An 18,731-nucleotide genomic window follows, 5' to 3' on the forward strand; every position below is an offset into this window, starting at 1 on the left:
CCGGCCCGCGGCACCGGGCCGGTGCTCAGGGAACCTCTTCCAGCAGCCGGATGAGCGCGTGCAGGTGAGGGCTCAGCTCGTCCTCGTCCAGCCCGTCCGGCATCGGGGGCGGCTGCGGGGCCCTGCGGAACCGTGAGGTCTCGTTGGCGGCCCGCCAGGCGATGGCCAGGGCGCGGACGTCACCCCGGGCCAACTCGGCCCGCAGCGGCAGCAGTTCCTCCAGCCACGGCCCGGGATCGTGGTAGACGTAGGAAAGCTCACCGTCCGACTCCTCGCGGTGCAGGCGGAGCACGAGATCGTCACCGTCGACCGTGCCGGTCACGCCGAACCCGCCCTCGTACGCGGCCACCAGGGCACCGGACGCCGCCGGCAGCCGGAGCCACAGCGTGCGCGTTCCGCACTGGTCGAAGTGGAGCCCCGCGTCGACATACCGGCGGACGACGTCTTCCACCACTTTGGAGGACGGCCGCTCGTCGTACCCGGACCACCGGTCAAGGACGACGGAGTCAGACGTGACCTCGGCCCCGGGCAGCTCCGCGCGCAGCTCCAGCCTCTGCCGTTCGGTGAGCGGGCGGTCGAGTGCCCGGAACTCGTAGTACCAGTGCGTGGCCCGGCTCTTCCAGTCCCACGGCACCGACGTCAGCAGGGGGCCGGGAACCCGGCCGCGCACCTCTTCCCGGTACCGCGCCCAGCCTCGGACGGCACCCCGGACGAGGTCGCCGTCCGGGTCCAGCTCCATGCCGTCCTCCGTGTCCAGCCCGAGATCCCGCTCGGCCCGGTCCCGGCCCGGCGCGTCGTCGCCGTAGGTCTCCGTCAGGTACCAGCCGAGGAACGCCGAGCGGCGGGCCGCCTGTTGCTCGTCACCCGCGCGCCCGAGCTGTGCGTGGACGGCCCGCACCAGTCCCGCCGGGTCCGGGTGCTCGGTCCGCATGCGCGCCAGCTGGACGCGGAAGAGCTGGACGAGCGCCCCGATGTCGCGGTCCGCTTCCGGGCGGGTCCGGTAGGCGTCGGCCGGCGCGGCCAGCCGGGCCAGCGTCGCGGAGGTCAGCTCGGTCAGGAGGCGCGGGCAGGAGGCGGAGCGCAACGGTATCCGCTGCGGCTCCGCCGTCCCGCCGGTGCCGTCACCGGTGCCCGGTGGCTCCACCAGGAGCATCCCCGCCCGCTCGTCCAGCCACAGCCGGTACCGGCCCCCGCCGTGTGCCGCGTGGGCGGCGGTGATCCTGTCGAGTTCCCGTGCGTCCGCCCCCGTGGCGACGTGCTGATCCTGGCGCATGGATGAGGTCTCCCGTCCGGCTGGTGCCCGCTGCGGCCCCTGGGTTCACCATCGTGCCAACTCGTCCCGCTCTCCGCACGGTTACCCACGGCTTCGCCAACTCCCCTGGTGCCTCACACCTTGACGCCCCACCGGCGCCCACGAAGAATGACCGGCAGCCCTGACAACGTTGTCGAAAGGCGCATGATGAAACGACGCACCAGCCGTCACCGCCCGCGCGCCCTGGGCGTGTTGGCGGTGGCCGCACTGCTCGGCACGGCACTGGCGGCGCCCGCCGCGCACGCCACGGCGGGCGCCCCGGAACGCGCGGACCGGCTGACCGACCTGGTCAACCCGTTCATCGGCACGGAGAACGAGGGGAACACCTACCCCGGCGCGGCCGTGCCGTTCGGAATGGTCCAGTTCTCCCCGGACACCGGGCACAACACCGGCTACGACTACTCGCAGGACCACATCCGCGGCTTCTCCCTGGTCCACCTCTCCGGCGTCGGCTGCGGACTGGGCGGCGACCTCCCCGTACTGCCCACGACCGGCGACCTCACCAGCACGGACAACGCCACGTACGCCGCCCGCTTCAGCCACGACGACGAGAGCGCCTCGCCCGGCTACTACAAGGTCGGCCTGGACAGCGGCGTCGAGGCCGAACTGACCGCGACCGCGCGCACCGCCGTGCAGCGCTACACCTTCCCGGCCACCGGCAAGGCCAACGTGCTGCTCAACGCCGGGCAGTCACTGCACAGGACACTGCACACCGACGTCGAGATCCTCGACAACCGGACCGTGCGGACGGCCATCACGGGCAGCGGCTTCTGCCAGGACACCAAGCCCTACACGGTCTACACGATCACGCGCTTCGACCGCCCGTTCACCGCGTCCGGCACCTGGAAGGGCGCCGACGTCACCGAGGGCGCGAAGAGTTCACGCGCGGACGGCGAACGCAACGGCGCCTTCGTGCGCTTCGACACCACCAAGGACCGCACCGTCGAGGCGACCACCGCCCTGTCGTACGTCGACGCGAAGGGCGCGGCGCGCAACCTCCGCGCCGAGGGCGGCCGTTCCTTGGACCGGGCGCACCGGGCCGCACGCGACGCCTGGGAGGACCGGCTCGACGACGTCCGCGCCCAGGGCGGCGGTACGACCCTGCGGCGGACCTTCTACTCCTCGCTGTACCGCTCCTTCCTCGCCCCCAACATCGGCAGCGACGCCGACGGGCGCTACACCGGCTGGGACCAGCGCGTCCACCGCGCCAAGGGCTTCACCTACTACCAGAACTGGTCGCTGTGGGACACCTATCGCACCCAGACCCAGTTGCTGTCGCTGCTGGCGCCCCGCGAGGCGCGTGACATGGCGCTGTCCGTGCTCCGTGTCGAGAAGGACAGCGGCTGGCTGCCCAAATGGGGGTACGGCACGGTCGAGACCAACATCATGACCGGCGACCCCGTCACTCCCTTCCTCACCAACGCCTACCAGCAGGGCCTGCTGAGGGGACACGAGGAGGAGGCCTACCGGGCGCTGAAGAAGAACGCCGACGGCGTCCCGCCCGCCGACTCCGCCGCCGTCGGCCGCGAGGCCAACGAGGAGTACATCGCCGAGGGGTTCGCCCCCTACGTCAAGGACCGGCCGCACGCCAAGCCCGGCGACTCCGACTACGACCACGGCGCCTCGGCCACCCTGGAGTACGCCCTCTCCGACGCCATGCTCGGCCGGATGGCCAAGGACCTGGGGCACCGCGCGGACGCCCGGCGGTACGCGGAACGGTCGCGGAACTACCGGAAGATCTTCGACGAGTCGACCGGGTTCTTCCGCGCGCGGGACGCCTCGGGCGCCTTCACCGGACCGGCCGACCCGGCGCGGAGCGAGGGCTTCCACGAGGGGACGTCGTGGCAGTACCAGTGGCTGGTGCCGCAGGACCTGCCCGGCATGATCGGCCTGATCGGCGGGAAGAACGCGGCCAACGGCCGGCTCGACTCCTTCTTCGCCTACGACCGGCTGGTGGCCGACCCGGCGAAGACCGCCCGCGAGGTGTGGGTCAACGGGCCGTACGACTACTACAACGCCGACAAGTACAACCCGCAGAACGAGCCCGACCTGATAGCCCCGTACACCTACCTCTCGACCGGGCAGCCCTGGAAGACCACCGACGTGGTGCACGCCGCGCTGACCCTCTTCACCGACGCCCCGACCGGCATGACCGGCAACGACGACCTCGGCACCATGTCCGCCTGGAACGTGCTGTCGTCCATCGGCCTCTTCCCGGTCCAGCCCGGCACCGACACCTGGGGCCTGTCCACCCCCGTCTTCGCCCGCGTCGACCTCACCCTCGACCGCCGCTACTACCCCGAGGGCCGGCTGACCGTCCGGGCACCGGGCACCTCGGACTCGCAGCGGTACATCCAGTCCGCCCGCGCCGACGGGGCCGACTACGGCAGGACGTACCTCACCACAGGCCGGCTCCGCGGCCTGCGCGACCTGTCCTTCCGGGTCGGCTCGACGCCGTCCTCTTGGGGGACCGGGACGGACGCGGCGCCGCCCGTGGTGAACTGACGCCGCCTCCCCGCGGCGGCCCGGAGTCGCGGACCGCCCCCCGCGTGGCGTTCACGCCGCCGCGGTGAGGGCGGTCGCCGTGGCTATCGCCGTCTCCGCGCGGGCGTGGATGACCAGCCGGATTCCGCGCGTGTCGGCACCGGCCTCCAGCAGCCGTCGTACCGGGGCACCGCAGGCGGCCACCGACAGCACCACGCCGAGGTCGCTGCACAGACGGTGCGCGCGCAGCACGACACTGACCACGGCCTCCGTCGCGGCGTCATCGTCGAGCACGATCACGGCGAACGCCGGCCTGCGCACCCGGACCAGATCGCCGATGTCGGTCAGCAGGCCGGCCCGTCCGTCGACGCCGGGGTCTTCATGGACCGTGATGACGAGGACATCCTGCTGGAGGGAATGGGACATCATCACGGTTCTCGTCCTTTCGAGTGGCACCCGGCACGTCTCGGAGTACGGAGTACCGCGCAAGCGGTGCGTCATGCACGCGTCCGGTGACGGCCGGCGCACACGCCGTCCCGTGACCGCGGCGCACGCTTAGCCGCCGCTCACCTGGGCACTCGGGATCGGGCAGCCGTCCACGGCGGTGAGACGCCGGGGACCACGCCCGCTCTTTACTGTCCGTGAGGAGAAGCAGCACCATGTCGACCGCCCACGCCCCCGCGACCGCAGCAGCGCCCGCTTCCACGCGCCACGCCGACGCAGCCCGGGAAGGTGGTGCGTGATGTGCGGCCTTGCCGGAGAAATACGCTTCGACGGCGCGCGCCCCGACCCGGACGCGGTCCGGCGCATGAGCGACCGGCTCGCCCCCCGGGGCCCCGACGGTGCGGGAGCCTGGTCGCGCGGCCCGGCCGCGCTGGCCCACCGCAGGCTGAAGATCATCGACCTGTCGGACCTCGGAGCCCAGCCGATGACGGACGCGGAGGACGAGGTCACCGGCGTCTTCAACGGCTGCATCTACAACTACCAGGAGCTGCGCCGCGAGCTGCGCGGCCTGGGGCACCGCTTCGTCTCCACCTCCGACACCGAGGTCGTGCTGCGGGCGTACCGGCAGTGGGGGACCGCCTGCGTCGACCACCTGTACGGCATGTTCGCCTTCGCCCTGGTGGAGCACCGCACCGGCCGGCTGATCCTGGGCCGTGACCGGCTCGGCGTCAAGCCGCTGTACCTGGCCGAGACGCCCGGACGACTGCGGTTCGCCTCCTCGCTCCCGGCCCTCCTGGCGGCCGGCGACGTGGACACCTCGCTGGACCCGGTGGCCCTGCACCAGTACCTCAGCTGGCACGCCACCGTGGCGGCGCCGCGCACCATCCTGACCGGCGTCCGCAAGCTCCCGCCGGCCACCGTGCGCGTAGTCGAGCCGGACGGCCGCCACCAGGACCACCGCTACTGGCAGCCGTCGTACACCCGCCGCCCCGAACACGCCGGCATGGGCCCGAGCGAGTGGCGGGACGCGGTCCTGGAGGCGCTGCGCACCGCCGTCCGCCGCCGCATGGTCGCCGACGTGCCCGTGGGCGTGCTGCTCTCCGGCGGCCTGGACTCCAGCCTGATCGTGGCACTGCTGGCCGACGAGGGGCAGCGGGACCTGGCGACGTTCAGCGTGGGCTTCGAGTCCGAGGGCGGCGTCGAGGGCGACGAGTTCGCGTACTCGGACCTGATCGCCAAGGAGTTCGACACCGACCACCACCGGCTCATGGTGCCCTCCGCGCGGGTCTCGGCGGCCCTGGACGCAGCGATCGCGGCGATGAGCGAGCCGATGATCAGCCATGACACGGTCGCCTTCCACCTGCTGTCCGAGCAGGTGGCCAAGGAGGTGAAGGTCGTCCAGAGCGGCCAGGGCGCCGACGAGGTGTTCGCCGGATACCACTGGTACCCGGAACTCGCCGCGGCCCCCCGCGCGGACGCGGCCGACCAGTACGCGCGGACCTACTTCGACCGCGGACACGACGACCTCGCCGCCATGCTCGCCCCTGACCTGCTGCCCCCGGACGACGTCTCCGGCCGCTTCGTGCGGGAGCACATGGCGGTGCCCGGCGCCGAGACCTCCCTCGACGCGGCCCTGCGGCTCGACACGCACGTCATGCTGGTGGACGACCCGGTGAAGCGGGTCGACAACATGACGATGGACTGGGGCCTGGAAGCGCGCGTGCCCTTCCTCGACCACGAACTGGTGGAGCTGGCGGCCGCCTGCCCGCCGGAGCTCAAGCTGGCCGACGGCGGCAAAGGCGTGCTGAAGGAGGCGGGCAGGAAACTGCTGCCCCACGGTGTGGTGGACCGGCCCAAGGGCTACTTCCCCGTGCCGGCGATCACCCACATGGCCGGGCCCGTCCTGGAGCGGGTCCGCGAGGCACTGGGCGCCCCGGAGGCCAAGCGGCGCGGGCTCTTCCGGGAGTCCTGCCTCGCCGAACTGCTCGCGGCCCCCGACGAACACCGCACCAGGCGCGGGGCGAACACCCTGTGGCAGGTGGCCCTGCTGGAGATATGGCTGCAGACGCACGGCGTATGACGGACGGACACGACACGCTCGGCGCCGACGGCGCGACCCGCGCCGAGGGCGCGGGCGTCACGACGGACCAGCGGCCCGCGCCGCCGCCGACCGGGACGCCACGGCCGGACGCGAGCGCGGCGACCACCACGTCCCTGGCGTCCCCGGTGGACACGGACGGCCGCGCGCGGGCCCGGGCCGCGCCCGCCCGGGTGCCCCTGCCCGACGCCTCCGGTCCGCGTGACGCCGTCACACGGCTGATCGCCCACGGCTGCTGGTACCCGTCCGCCGACCCGGCCGGAACCCAGGTCGCCTTCATCTGCGACCGCGCGGGCGTACCCCAGCTGTGGGCGGGCTCCCTCGACGGCGACGACGTACGGCTGCTCGACGCCGGACCGGACCCCGTCCGGGAGGTGTCCTGGTCGCCCGACGGCCGCTGGATCGCCTACACCACGGTGCCCGGGGGCGGCGAGCACTCCCGGGTGCTGTGCGTACGCCCCGACGGCAGGGACCGGCACATCCTGGCCGGCGCCGAGCCGGGCACCTCGGCCTACCTCGGGTGCTGGGCGCACGACGGATCGGCCGTCGCGGTCACCGTCGCCGTCCCGTCCCCGCCGGGCCCGGTCACGGAAGGGACCGAGGCACCGGCCGAGCCGGACGGTTCCGTCGCCCGGCTGCCGGCCGGCTGGTCGGGCCGGGACGGGGGCGCCGTACACCTCGGAGCCGGCCCGCTCACCCCGACCCGACCGGACGCCACCACCGCCCTGCACACCGGCCCCGGCCGCGCGCGGACCCCGTCCGAGCTCGCCCCGGCGGCCGGTCATGGCGACGGGCTGTCCGCCTACCTGATCAACCCCGACGGTGTCGCCGCCCCGGTCCTCCTCGCCGCCGAGGAGGACGCGGCGACCCTGCGGGTGTGCGACCTCAGCCACGACGGCGCACTGGCCCTGCTGCGCCGGGGCCCCCGCGGACGCCGCGAAGCCGTCGTGCTGCGCACCGCCGACCTGGCGCCGACCTGCGTCTTCCGGGTGGCCGACGGCGATCCCTGGATCGGCAGGTTCTCGCCGCAGGCGGACACCCTGTGGCTGCGCAGCGACGCCGACCGCGAGTTCGCGGCCCTCGTCGCCGTCCGACTGGACCCCGATGGACGCCCCAGGGGCTCGTCCGTGGTGGCGGAGCGGGCGGGCAGCGACCTGGAACTGCTCGCGGGCGACCCCGGGGGCCGCGGCGCCGTACTGGCCTGGAACGCCGGGGGCGCCGGCGAGGTGGAGATCGTCGACACGCTGGCCCCCGGTGGCACCGGGCCGCTGCCGGTCCGGCCCGTCGCCCTGCCCCATGAGGTCGTGACGCGGATCGTCGACACCGGCGACGGGCACCCGGTCCTCGCCCTGTCCGGATCGCAGCGCCGGCCCGGCGTCTGGTGGCTGCGCGAGGGGGAGCACCCGGCGCGCACCCCCTGGTCGTCACGGGACGAGGACGCCGTCCCGCCGGGGCGCCCTCCGGTACGGCCCGTGCCGCTGCGCCCGACCGCGCGGGACGGGCTGCGGCTGCACGGCTGGTACTACCGCGCACCGGGACGCGGACCGGGCGAACCCGCCCCCTGCGTGATCCACCTCCACGGCGGGCCCGAGGAACAGGAACGCCCCGTCCTGAACCCGCTGTACCACGAGATCCTCGGGCGGGGGATCGACATCTTCGCGCCCGACGTGCGCGGATCGTCCGGGCACGGCCGGTCCTTCGTCGACGCCGACCTGGGCGGCGGCCGGTTCGCCGCCCTGGACGACGTGGCCGACTGCGCCGCCCACGCGGTGCTGGCCGGTCCCGCGGACCCGTCCCGCCTCGCCGTGATGGGCCGCTCCTACGGCGGGTACCTCACCTTCGCCTCCCTCGTACGGCATCCCGACCTGTTCCGCACCGGGGTGGCGGTCTGCGGCATGTCCGACTTCGCCACCTTCTTCGAGGGCACCGAACCGTGGATCGCGCAGTCCGCGGCACACAAGTACGGCCATCCGGAACGCGACCGGGACCTGCTGCGCTCGCTGTCCCCGATGACGTACGTCGACGCGCTGCGGGTGCCGGTACTGGCGGTCCACGGGGAACACGACACCAACGTGCCGCCGGGGGAGTCGGAGCAGTTCGTGCGGGCGGCACGCGAGCGCGGACTCACCGCGCAACTGCTCACGCTCCGCGACGAGGGACACGACTTCCTGCGCGCCGCCAACCGCCGGCTGTTCCGCCGGGCCGCCGCCGACTGGCTCCAGCGGCACCTGGGCGGCTGACGGCGGGGTGCCTCAGGAGAGGCTCGCGATCCAGGCGTCCACGGTCGTCACCCCGGCCTGGCGCGGGAACACCTTCTCCGTCAGCACGCGGTGGACCTCGGGGTCGGTGTCGGCGCAGCCGTCGGCCAGGACCGTCAGACGGTAGTCCAGGTCGGCGGCCTGGCGCAGCGTGGACAGCACGACACCGCTGGTGGCGAGGCCCGCCAGCACCAGGTGGCCGATACCGCCACCGCGCAGTACGAGGCTGAGGTCGCTGCCGGCGAAGGCGCTGACACGCTTTTTGGTCACGACGGCCTCGCCGGGCCGCGGTGCCACGTCGGCGTGGATGACGGCCCCCGGGTCGCCGTCGGCGAAGGCTCCCTCGGGCAGCGCGCCGAACATCGCGCTGGACCTGGCCTCCGGGCGGCCGACGCGGAAACCGACGACCACGTACACCACGGGCACGCCTGCTTCCCGGGCAGCGGCGACCGCACGGGCCAGCCGGCGCGTGTAGCCGGGGTCCAGGTCCGAGACGCGGTCGACGATGGCCCGCTGAAGATCCATCACGAGCAGGGCGGAGATGTTCACGGCGATTCCTGGGGGTCGGGGGGAACACGAGAGGTCACCGGCCTTCGGTCACCGGCCTTAGATCACCGGGCTTCGGTCTGGCCGGCGTCCGCGTCACGCTGTTCGCCGACGTGTCGAAGGGAGCGGTCGAAGAGGGTCACCAGGAGGAAGAGGACGCTGACGGCGAGCATGAAGACGGCGAGGTGGTGCAGGCCCCCGGTGTCGGCGCGGCGGCCGAAGAAGGCGCCGTTGGCGGCGGAGGCGACGATGGCACCGAGGTAGCCGAAGGTCCGCAGCAGCCCGGCCGAGGAGCCCATCCGCTCGGCGTCGGCCTGGTGGTAGACGGAGTTCTGCAGGGCGAGGCTGTTCAGACCCTGCGGCACCCCGAGGACGACCACGATGCCCAGCAGCATCCACAGCGGGCTGTCGGAGTGCAGCAGGAGCAGCAGCGCGCAGGCGGTGATCTGGCCGACGGCACCGACCAGCAGCTTGCCGCGGACCGCCGCGTGCCGGCCGGAGACGGCGGACACGACGATCGCGGTGGCGAACAGGGGAACCTGTGCCAGCCCCGCCTGCGAGGCGGTGAGCCCGCGTCCTTCCTCCGTCCACTGCGTGTAGCCGTAGAGGAACGCGTAGGTGACGACGTAGCAGAGCAGTGCTCTGACGTAGGTGGTGAGGAGCGGCCGGTTGCCCCCGAGGACGCGGACGTCGATGAAGGGCTGCCGCGCCCGCAGCTCGCGCCAGGTGAAACCGGCGCCCGCGACGACGACCAGGGCGAGCAGGTACCAGTCGCCCTCGCCCGGGTTCATGAGGAACAGCAGCAGGCAGACGAGCCCGACCGCGAAGAGGCCCATGCCCGGCAGGTCCAGGTCGGCCAGGCGGCGGCGCCCGTCGACACGCGGGGGAGCGGGGGTGGCGGGGATGCGCCGGGCGCCCAGGAAGAGGCCGGCTATCGCGAGGGGGATGTTGACGGCCAGCGTCGCACGCCAGCCGCCGACACCGATCAGCAGGCCGCCGAGGCTCGGACCGACGACGGCGATGGTCTGCGTGGTCACGGCGAGGGCGGTGAGGACGCCCGCGGGGCTCTCCCGGCCGGTGCGCCGGGCCTCGCTGCGCACCAGGTACATCGCCGCCGGATAGCCGGAACAGGTTCCGAACCCGAGCAGCACCCGGGCGGCGATGAGGACACCGAGGTTCGGGGCCAGCATGCCGACGACGCCGGCCACCCCGGTCAGCGCCGTGCCGGCCAGGAACAGCCGGCGTGGCCCGAAGAGGTCGATCAGCCGCCCCACGACGGGCTGCCCGATCGCGGTGGCGAGGTAGAGGGCGGAGATGAGCCACGCCGTACGGGAGGGCGGTGCGCCGAAGGCGGCGCCGATGGGCACCAACGACACCGAGATGATGGAGGAGTTGACCGGGTTGAGGGCCGCTCCCAGCATCATCGGCGCCATCAGACGCCGGTCGAAGCCCCCGTCGGCCGCCTTGCCCGTCTCGGGACGCGGGCGGCGCGGCAGGCGGTCCAGACCCCGGGTCACGAGCGCGCTATCCGGTCCAGCAGGGCCGCCGCCGCCAGCAGCGTGCGGCGCTCGGCCTCCGTGCACTCGTCCTCCATGGCGCGGGCGAGCCAGCCCTCACCGGCCCGGCGGCGCTCCTCCAGGAAGGAGCGGCCGCTGTCCGTGACGAAGACCAGCTGCCGCCGCCCGTCCGCCGGATCGGGACGCCGGCCGACCAGACCGCGCTCCACCAGCACACCGACGACGGTGGCCACCGACTGGTGCCGCACCCGCTCGGCGACGGCCAGGTCACCGACCGACGCCTCACCGTCCTTGTCCAGCCGGCTGAGGACGGACGTCTGCGAGGGGGTGAGGTCACCGCGGTCGTACGACTCGCGCATACGGCGCCTGAGCCGGCTGAACACCACGCGGATCTCGTGGGCGGCGGCCGCGGCCGACTCGGACGCGCCGGAGGTTTCGGTCATGCGGTCAGGCTAACTTGCGCAGTCTGGACTGCGCAACTGAGCCTGCGGACCTCGCCGGGTCCGACGGCCGGGCAAAGGAAAAGAGCCCCGCTCCGCGCGAGGCTCTTTTCCGGGGGCCGACATCGGCCGAAGGGGAAGGCGATGTCAGTGCTTGAAGACGTCCTTGGCCTTCTCCTTGGCCTCCCGGGCGTCGCCCTTGCTCTTCTCCGCCTGGCCCTCGGCGGCCATGCGGTCGTTTCCGAGAGCGCGGCCCAGGGATTCCTTGGTCGTGCCCTTGGCCTGCTCGGTCTTCGCCTTGGCCTTCTCGCCGGCAGTCATGGAATGCGCCTCCTGGAAGTCTCTTCTCCACTGTTGCGGTAACCGCCTCGTGCCCCGCCTTTCCCCTCACAAACAAGGTGCGGCCGACGAATGCGCGAAACTGCGCAGGGAATACGGACCGGCAGGAGGTCGATGCCCATGGTTCCCCTGCTGCTTGTTCTTCTGCTGATCCTGATCCTTTTCGGCGCCGGTTTCGCCGTCAACGTCCTGTGGTGGGTCGCGGTGGCCGTCCTGGTGCTGTGGCTGCTCGGCTTCGGCATGCGCTCCACCAACGCCGGCGGCACGCGCGGCCGTTGGTACCGCTGGTGACCTGACACCCCCCAGCACCACTCTTCCCCGAGGGCCTGGCCGCACCATGGCCGGGCCCTCGGAACGTGAACGCCCGCATAGAGCAGGCCAAGAGAGAAGCGCGCGGCCGGCGGCGTATCAGGGGACGGCGCAGCTCCGTCGGCTGCGGTCCCTGCGCGCCGCTCTCGCCGAGGACGTCCCGCGGGGAGCGGATCGCTGGACGGGCCGGGCGGCGCCTGCCGCCGCCCGGCCCGAGGCCACCACAGGGACTCTCACTGCGGCGGCCGGAAGCAGGCGACGACGGTCTTGCCGCGCGGGCACGGCCTGGCCTCCCACTCGTCCGCCAGGGCATCGACGAGGAACATCCCCCGACCGCCCAGGCGCTCGGCGCTGGGGGCCCGGGGTGTCGGCAGTTCGTCCGAGGCGTCGTGGACGGCGACGTGCAGACAGCTCTGGTCCCAGGTGAGAATGAGCTGCGCGTTGCTGTGAGCGTGCGTGTGGGCGTTGGTCACCAACTCCGACACGGTCAGCAGGACGGCGTCGACGGTCTCCGGGGAACGCTCGGCCCACCCCAGGGAGTTCAGGTGCTCACGTGCCCAGTCCCGCGCCGCCTTGATTTCGGTGTTCAACGGCAGAGAGCGAGCCCAGCCCACTGCCCGGAGTGAAGATCCGTCCACTGCATGCCCTTCCTGGTCCGCTGCGACCACGTCCGCCTACCCCGGGAAGCGGCGATCAGTGGTCGTCGGCCCCGGTGCCGTCACCGAGGGGAATCCCCAGACGTCCGGCCACGGTGGTGAGGGCCGGCCCCAGGGGCAGCGCGACCCGGGCGAGGGCGTGCCGGTCGCCCCGGGTGGGGTCCCGGTTGACGATGATCACCGGCTTCCCGGCCTGGGCGGCCTGGCGGACGAACCGCAGACCGGACATCACGGTCAGCGATGAGCCGAGGACCAGCAGGGCGGCCGATTCCCGGACCAGCTCGCGGCAGTGCTCGACGCGCCGGGGCGGCACGTTCTCGCCGAAGAAGACCACGTCCGGCTTCAGGACGCCGCCGCAGACGGCGCAGGGCACCACCTGGAAGTCCACGACCTGCTCGTCCGTGAGGTCCGCGTCACCGTCCGGGTTGATCCCCGCGGCCACCGGCTCGAAGCCCCGGTTGACCTCCTCCAGCCGCCGGGCGAGTTCACGGCGCGGGCTGAAGGCGCCGCAGGACAGGCAGACCACACGCGCCAGACTGCCGTGCAGCTCGACCACGCCCTCGCTGCCGGCCGCCTGGTGCAGTCCGTCGACGTTCTGCGTGATCACGCCGGAGAGCAGCCCGTGCCGCCCGAACGCCGTCACCGCCCGGTGCCCGGCATTGGGGCGGGCCCGCCCGAAGGTGCGCCAGCCGAGATGGCTCCGCGCCCAGTACCGGCGCCGGGCCCCGGCATCGGCGGTGAAGTCCTGGTAGGTCATCGGTGTGTGCCTGCTGAGGCTCCCGTGCTCCCCCCGGTAGTCGGGGATGCCCGACTCCGTCGAGATCCCCGCTCCGCTGAGCACCAGCACACCGCCCGCGCCCAGCGCGCCGACGACCGGTTCGAGATCGGTGGTCGCCGGCAGCAGGTGCTCCGCGGCGGGGGTCCAGCTGAGAGTGGGGCGCATGCGCATGCCGCCAGGGTACGAAACGGCACGCGATCCGTTACGGGTGACGGCGGCCGCCAGGCACGGCCGCCCGTGCCGTACCCCACCCCCCGGCCGCCGGCTCAGACGCCCCCGGCCGCCGGCATCCCGGGGGAGTGGCTGGAGCGGACGCGGAAGAGCCGCGGCTGCACCTCCGTCGCGATCTTCGCCGCCTGGTCCATGTGGACGCGCGCCTCGGGGCTGGCGAGCATCGCCTGGTAGTGCTCCTCCGTCTCCCACTGCGCGTAGTTGATCACGCGCTCGCCGTCCAGGGACGCGTGGAAGTTGGCGTGGACGAAGCCCGGCTGGTGCTTCATCGTCTCCTCCGTCGCACGGGCGAGCAGTGCGACCAGCTCGTCCTGACGGTCCGGGGACACGGTGAAGACGTTGATGAGCGTGGCCACCGGGCGCGCCGTGTCCACTTGAACGGTAATAGCCATGCCGCTATGCCTGCCCTTACGCGTCGCGGGGTCCCGCGCGGAGCCCCTCTTTCCCCCGATCGGAGCCGGGCGCCACGCCTCGGCCGACGGCGGTCTCCCGCGCACCGCGCGTCACGCGGAACTCGTAGCCCTCGGCGCCGTGCGGCGTCACCCACCCGCCGCCGCCCGGTCCCCGGTGGTGGCGCGAGACCCTGGTCAGGCGGCGGTGTCGGCGCGGCGGCCGAGTGTCGCGAAGAGCAGGAACCCGGCGCAGAAGAGGACACAGCCGATCGCCAGGAAGGGGACCGGGGTGTACTCGTCGGTGCAGGTCTGTCCGCCGGGCACGGCATGGCAGACGGTGCCGGGGCCGCCCCGGTTCAGATACGCGAGGTACAGGAGGGGCACCGCGAGGCCGGTCGCCAGCCCGGCGATCGCGTTCCTCGGGCCCCGCCACACCAGGAGACCCGCCGCCCCCGCCGCGACGAGGGCCAAGGCCAGCCCGGCCGACACCACGGTGGCCAGCCCTGTCGCGCCGCACGCGCCCACGGCCAGCCATCCCAGGAACCAGCCCCAGCCGCCCGCGCGACGTCCTCGCCGTCCTCGTTCCGCGACCGCATCGACGTGTGTCATGCCCGCCCCCCCCATTTCGTCCCGCCCGGCGCCGTTCCGGTGCAGCACCTCTCCGACGTACGACTACGACCAGGATCGGTGACGAATTTCCGCCCGGAGCAACCGCGTCGAATCGTACCGGCCCGAGCGGGCATACGGCGGGGAGCCGACGGCACAAGCTCTGGTGCGGGCCGTCATCGAGCGTGTGACGAAAGGGTGTCCATGTCGACTGCCGTACCCGAGGAATCCGCCGGAGTCCTGGGTGACCGACACGATGCTGTGACCATCTGCCGGGCAGCCCTCACGGTCGGCCGGCAACTCCCGCACACGCACCGCCTCGACGGGTCCGCGAGCGGCTCGGCCACCGCCTTCTCCAGGGCGCGCCGACGGCGGCGCGTCGACGCACCGGCCACCGGTCGCCCGGCACCGCGGCCGGCGGCCGGCCTCGCGTGGCACCAGCCCGGCCGTACCGTCGTCGTCCTCAACCCCACGGTGACGAACCGGGCCGACCGGGAAGCACTGCGCCGGGTGCTGGAGCGACACGGCCACCGGGCACCGGTGTTCGTCGCGACGACCGCCGCCGATCCCGGCGGCGGACAGGCGGCCGGTGCGGTCCGTGACGGCGCCGCACTCGTGGTGGTGTGCGGCGGCGACGGCACGCTCCGCGCCGCCGCCGACGCCCTGGCGGGCACCGGCGTCCCGCTGGCCCTGGTGCCCTGCGGGACCGGCAACCTCCTGGCCCGCAACCTCGGTCTGCCGCTCGGGCCGGCCGACGCCCTCGACGCCGCGCTGGGCGGCACCGTCCACCGCGTCGACCTGGGGCACGTCGAGGGTGACGGCCTCGGCTCCCGGCACTTCGCCGCCATGTCCGGGGCCGGCCTCGACGCCGCGATGGTGCGGTGGGCCAACGCGCACGACCGGCTGAAGTCCCGGCTCGGCTGGCCCGTCTACGCGCTCGCCGTCCTCCGCGAACTGCGCACCCCGCGCACCGGCGTCAGCATCCGGCTCGACGGCGCCCCCGCACTGCGCCGCACGGCCCGCATGGTGCTGGTCGGCAACATCGGCACCGTACAGGGCGGTGTCACGCTGCTCCCGGCCGCGCGGCCCGACGACGGACGGCTGGACCTGCTGCTCCTGGACCCCCGAGGCCCCGGCGACTGGCTGCGGGCGCTGTGGGCGCTGCTGCGTCCCGGAGCGGCGGCGGGAGCCGCACGGTCCGCGTCGCGCCGGCCGGCACCCGTGGAGCACTTCACCTTCCGGCACGCGGAGTTCACCTTCGACACCCCGCAGCCGCGTGAGCTGGACGGCGATCCGGTGTCCCCGGGCCGCCGTCTGAGCGTGACCGTCAGGCCGGCCGCCCTGACCATGCTGCTGCCGGAGCGGGGGAAGTGACGTGGGCACCGCCACGAAGGTCCCCGAGACGCGGGACATGAGCGGAGCGGAACTGTCCGGCGACGAGGCATGGGCGGCGCTGCGCCGCTACGGCGGCTGGTCCCTGCTGCGGGACGCCTTCGTCCGCTTCCGGTACGCCGACGGTTTCAGCCACTCGCGGGCACTGGCCCTCCAGACGGTCCTCGCGGTGGTGCCGCTGGCCATCGCGTTCGTCGGCCTGTCGACCGCGCTGCACACCGAGGACATCGGGAAACTGGCCGAACTCACCATCCACCGGATCGCCCGGGGGCCCAGTGCCGAGGTCGTCGACGACGCGCTCGAACGCAGCCGGTGCACGGCGGGTGACGGTGCCGTGGTCGCCCTCTGGTTCGGTGCCGTCTTCTCCCTGGTCAACGTCACCACCGCGATGTGCCAGATCGAGCGGGGAGCCAACCGGATCTACGGCAACGAACGCGACCGTCCCTTCCACCTGAAGTACCTGCGCGGGCTGCTGATGTCCGTCGGCGCCGGGTTCCCGCTCGGCCTCGGGTTCGTCGTCATGGTGGCCGGCGACGACCTGGCCGCGGCGGCGGTGACCGTCTACCACCTCGACAATGGCGCCCAGGCCGCCTGGGACGTCCTGCGCTGGCCGTTCGGGCTGCTCCTCGCCCTCATCTCCGCGAGTGCCGTCTTCCGCCGCTCACCGCGCCGCAGGCAACCCGGCTACACCTGGCTGGCGTTCGGCGCTGCCGTCTACCTGGTGCTGTGGTCGACCCTCACCTGGCTGCTGAGTCTCTACCTGAACCTCAGCGGCTCGTTCGACACTGTGTACGGCCCGCTGAGCGCCTTCATGTCCCTGCTGCTGTGGGCCTACCTGACCTCCATCGCCCTCTTCCTCGGGCTCGCCTTCGCCGCGCAACTGGAGGCCGCGCGCGGCCGCCGTCCCGGCCCCGTGCAGGAGGATCCGGGCGTCTGAGAGGCGCCGTACGGCCTCCCACCTGGTCCGTACCTGCCGTGACGGGCCGGTGAAGGAGGCGTGCGGGAGTTGTCGTATCTGTTCGACGCTCGTAGCGGATCTTGCCGCGACTGGGGTTGTCTCGTGTCCGCATCACCAACCCCCCACACTCCACAGGAGACTTGATGCACGCCTGAGTCACGCGGAGTGTGGACGCTCGGCAACACATGAATGTCATGCGCACGCCATTCGTGGCGCGGGTGGCCTCGACCGCCGCCCGAGCGCGAGCCGTTCATCGCCGTCCGGCCGGCCCCACACCGGCCGGACGTTCCCCCCACGAAGAGGAGCTTGTGTGACCTCCCGACACACCCGTCGACAGAGCACCGCCGTGGCCGCGGCCACCGCCGTCGTCGCCGCGACCCTGCTGGGCACGGCCCTGACCACCTCGGCCACCGCCCAGCCGGCGGACCGTGACGCCCGCCCGGCCGCGGCCCCGGCCTCGCTGTCCGCCGCTGCCCGTACCACCCTGATCCACCAGGCCCAGGCCGACGCGGCCGGCACCGCCCGGTCCATAGGCCTCGGCGCCAAGGAGAAGCTGGTCGTCAAGGACGTCGTCAGAGACACCGACGGCACCGTCCACACCCGCTACGAGCGCAGCTACGCCGGCCTGCCGGTGCTCGGCGGCGACCTGGTGGTCCACACCGCCAAGTCGGGCAGGACCGAGGGTGTCACCAAGGCGACCACGTCCGCCGTCAAGGTGGCCTCGCTGAAGCCGCGGATCACCGCGGCCAAGGCCGGGAAGCAGGCGGTGTCCGCCGCCAAGACCCTCGGCTCCGCCAAGTCCGCCGCGGACAGTGCCCGCAAGGTGATCTGGGCGGCGGCCGGCAAGCCCGTGCTGGCGTACGAGACGGTGGTCGGCGGTCTCCAGGACGACGGCACCCCGAACCAGCTGCACGTCATCACCGACGCGGCCACCGGCAAGAAGCTCTTCGCCTACCAGGGCATCGAGACCGGCGTCGGGAACACCCAGTACAGCGGGAAGGTGGACCTGAGCACGACCCAGTCGGGCTCCTCCTACACGCTCACCGACGGCACCCGGGGCGGTCACAAGACCTACAACCTCGACCACGGCACCTCCGGCACCGGCACCCTGTTCTCCCAGTCCGAGGACACCTGGGGCGACGGCAAGGCCTCGAACGCCGCGACCGCCGCCGCCGACGCGGCCTACGGCGCCCAGGCCACCTGGGACTTCTACAAGAACACCTTCGGCCGCAGCGGCATCAAGAACGACGGCAAGGCCGCCTACTCCCGGGTGCACTACGGCAACGCGTACGTGAACGCGTTCTGGGACGACAGCTGCTTCTGCATGACGTACGGCGACGGCACCGACGACAGCGCCCCGCTCACCTCGCTGGACGTCGCCGGCCACGAGATGAGCCACGGCGTCACCGCCGACACCGCCGGCCTGGAGTACTCGGGCGAGTCGGGCGGCCTCAACGAGGCCACCTCGGACATCTTCGGCACCGGTGTGGAGTTCGCTGCGAACAACTCCTCGGACGTCGGTGACTACCTCATCGGCGAGAAGATCGACATCAACGGCGACGGCACCCCGCTGCGCTACATGGACAAGCCCAGCAAGGACGGCGGTTCCGCCGACTCCTGGTCCTCCGGAGTCGGCGACAAGGACGTGCACTACTCGTCCGGCGTCGCCAACCACTTCTTCTACCTGCTGTCCGAGGGCAGCGGCGCGAAGACCATCAACGGCGTGAACTACGACTCGCCCACCCAGGACGGCTCCACCGTCACCGGCATCGGCCGGGACAAGGCGCTCCAGATCTGGTACAAGGCGCTGACCACGTACTTCACGTCGACGACCGACTACGCGGGTGCCCGTACCGGCACCCTCAAGGCGGCATCCGACCTGTACGGCGAGTCCAGCACCGAGTACAAGGCGGTCGAGGCGGCCTGGACCGGGGTCGGCGTCAAGTGACCTGAGCACGCCCGCGCCACGGG

At 72.9% G+C, this 18,731-nt stretch carries 17 protein-coding genes; 7 read left to right on the forward strand and 10 right to left on the reverse strand.

Annotated elements, in window-relative coordinates; all coding sequences use genetic code 11:
• Window positions 1-25: 25 nt before the first annotated feature.
• A complete protein-coding gene (locus NX794_RS19405; protein WP_258779845.1) occupies window positions 26-1,273 on the reverse strand; it encodes a hypothetical protein in 1,248 nt (415 codons plus the stop codon).
• 186 nt (window positions 1,274-1,459) lie between these two features.
• Here NX794_RS19405 and NX794_RS19410 point away from each other — a divergent pair, with 186 nt between their 5' ends.
• Window positions 1,460-3,817 carry a GH92 family glycosyl hydrolase gene (locus NX794_RS19410; protein WP_258779964.1) on the forward strand — a complete coding sequence of 786 codons (2,358 nt, stop codon included), beginning with the start codon at window positions 1,460-1,462 and terminating at the stop codon, window positions 3,815-3,817.
• A gap of 51 nt (window positions 3,818-3,868) precedes the next feature.
• On the opposite strand, the gene NX794_RS19415 is transcribed toward NX794_RS19410, so the two are convergent.
• Complete coding sequence (locus NX794_RS19415; RefSeq protein WP_258779965.1) at window positions 3,869-4,225, reverse strand: hypothetical protein; 357 nt, start codon at window positions 4,223-4,225, stop codon at window positions 3,869-3,871.
• A 313-nt stretch (window positions 4,226-4,538) separates the two neighbouring features.
• Between NX794_RS19415 and NX794_RS19420 the strand changes: the two genes are divergently transcribed.
• Together NX794_RS19420 and NX794_RS19425 are read left to right on the forward strand one after the other, a co-directional pair.
• Window positions 4,539-6,320, forward strand: a complete 1,782-nt coding sequence (locus tag NX794_RS19420) for an N-acetylglutaminylglutamine amidotransferase (protein WP_258779846.1) — start codon at window positions 4,539-4,541, stop codon at window positions 6,318-6,320.
• On the forward strand, window positions 6,317-8,578 hold the full coding sequence (locus NX794_RS19425; RefSeq protein WP_258779847.1) for a S9 family peptidase: 2,262 nt from the start codon (window positions 6,317-6,319) through the stop codon (window positions 8,576-8,578). The genes NX794_RS19420 and NX794_RS19425 overlap by 4 nt, the downstream gene beginning before the upstream one ends.
• A gap of 12 nt (window positions 8,579-8,590) precedes the next feature.
• Here the strand turns inward: NX794_RS19425 and NX794_RS19430 are convergent, their stop codons facing one another.
• The 4 genes from NX794_RS19430 to NX794_RS19445 form a co-directional block, all read right to left on the reverse strand.
• Window positions 8,591-9,145: a cysteine hydrolase family protein gene (locus NX794_RS19430; protein WP_258779848.1), complete on the reverse strand. Its 555-nt coding sequence runs from the start codon at window positions 9,143-9,145 to the stop codon at window positions 8,591-8,593.
• Window positions 9,146-9,207: 62 nt separating this feature from the next.
• Window positions 9,208-10,575, reverse strand: a complete 1,368-nt coding sequence (locus tag NX794_RS19435) for an MFS transporter (RefSeq protein WP_258779966.1) — start codon at window positions 10,573-10,575, stop codon at window positions 9,208-9,210.
• Between the two features lie 80 nt (window positions 10,576-10,655).
• Window positions 10,656-11,102 carry a MarR family winged helix-turn-helix transcriptional regulator gene (locus tag NX794_RS19440; protein WP_258779849.1) on the reverse strand — a complete coding sequence of 149 codons (447 nt, stop codon included), beginning with the start codon at window positions 11,100-11,102 and terminating at the stop codon, window positions 10,656-10,658.
• A 144-nt stretch (window positions 11,103-11,246) separates the two neighbouring features.
• The gene (locus NX794_RS19445) at window positions 11,247-11,420 is read right to left on the reverse strand and encodes a CsbD family protein (RefSeq protein WP_258779850.1); all 174 of its coding nucleotides are present in this window, start codon (window positions 11,418-11,420) and stop codon (window positions 11,247-11,249) included.
• Window positions 11,421-11,558: 138 nt separating this feature from the next.
• On the opposite strand from NX794_RS19445, the gene NX794_RS19450 reads away from it, so the two are divergent.
• Window positions 11,559-11,729, forward strand: a complete 171-nt coding sequence (locus NX794_RS19450; RefSeq protein ID WP_258779967.1) for a hydrophobic protein — start codon at window positions 11,559-11,561, stop codon at window positions 11,727-11,729.
• Window positions 11,730-11,980: 251 nt separating this feature from the next.
• On the opposite strand, the gene NX794_RS19455 is transcribed toward NX794_RS19450, so the two are convergent.
• The 4 genes from NX794_RS19455 to NX794_RS19470 all read right to left on the reverse strand — a co-directional run bounded on the left by NX794_RS19455 (window position 11,981) and on the right by NX794_RS19470 (window position 14,413).
• On the reverse strand, window positions 11,981-12,385 hold the full coding sequence (locus NX794_RS19455) for an ATP-binding protein (RefSeq protein WP_258779851.1): 405 nt from the start codon (window positions 12,383-12,385) through the stop codon (window positions 11,981-11,983).
• A 55-nt stretch (window positions 12,386-12,440) separates the two neighbouring features.
• Complete coding sequence (locus NX794_RS19460; protein WP_258779852.1) at window positions 12,441-13,352, reverse strand: NAD-dependent protein deacetylase; 912 nt, start codon at window positions 13,350-13,352, stop codon at window positions 12,441-12,443.
• A gap of 95 nt (window positions 13,353-13,447) precedes the next feature.
• A complete protein-coding gene (locus NX794_RS19465; protein WP_428985930.1) occupies window positions 13,448-13,786 on the reverse strand; it encodes an antibiotic biosynthesis monooxygenase family protein in 339 nt (112 codons plus the stop codon).
• Window positions 13,787-13,999: 213 nt separating this feature from the next.
• On the reverse strand, window positions 14,000-14,413 hold the full coding sequence (locus NX794_RS19470) for a hypothetical protein (protein ID WP_258779854.1): 414 nt from the start codon (window positions 14,411-14,413) through the stop codon (window positions 14,000-14,002).
• A gap of 201 nt (window positions 14,414-14,614) precedes the next feature.
• Between NX794_RS19470 and NX794_RS19475 the strand changes: the two genes are divergently transcribed.
• The 3 genes from NX794_RS19475 to NX794_RS19485 all read left to right on the forward strand — a co-directional run bounded on the left by NX794_RS19475 (window position 14,615) and on the right by NX794_RS19485 (window position 18,708).
• Window positions 14,615-15,784: a diacylglycerol/lipid kinase family protein gene (locus tag NX794_RS19475; protein WP_428985931.1), complete on the forward strand. Its 1,170-nt coding sequence runs from the start codon at window positions 14,615-14,617 to the stop codon at window positions 15,782-15,784.
• Window position 15,785: 1 nt separating this feature from the next.
• Window positions 15,786-16,739, forward strand: coding sequence for a YihY/virulence factor BrkB family protein (locus tag NX794_RS19480; protein WP_258779855.1), 954 nt, complete (start codon window positions 15,786-15,788; stop codon window positions 16,737-16,739).
• Window positions 16,740-17,070: 331 nt separating this feature from the next.
• Window positions 17,071-18,708 carry a M4 family metallopeptidase gene (locus tag NX794_RS19485; protein WP_258779856.1) on the forward strand — a complete coding sequence of 546 codons (1,638 nt, stop codon included), beginning with the start codon at window positions 17,071-17,073 and terminating at the stop codon, window positions 18,706-18,708.
• Window positions 18,709-18,731: the final 23 nt, after the last annotated feature.

The sequence above is a fragment of the Streptomyces pyxinicus genome (assembly GCF_024753135.1).
Classification (GTDB): domain Bacteria; phylum Actinomycetota; class Actinomycetes; order Streptomycetales; family Streptomycetaceae; genus Streptomyces; species Streptomyces pyxinicus.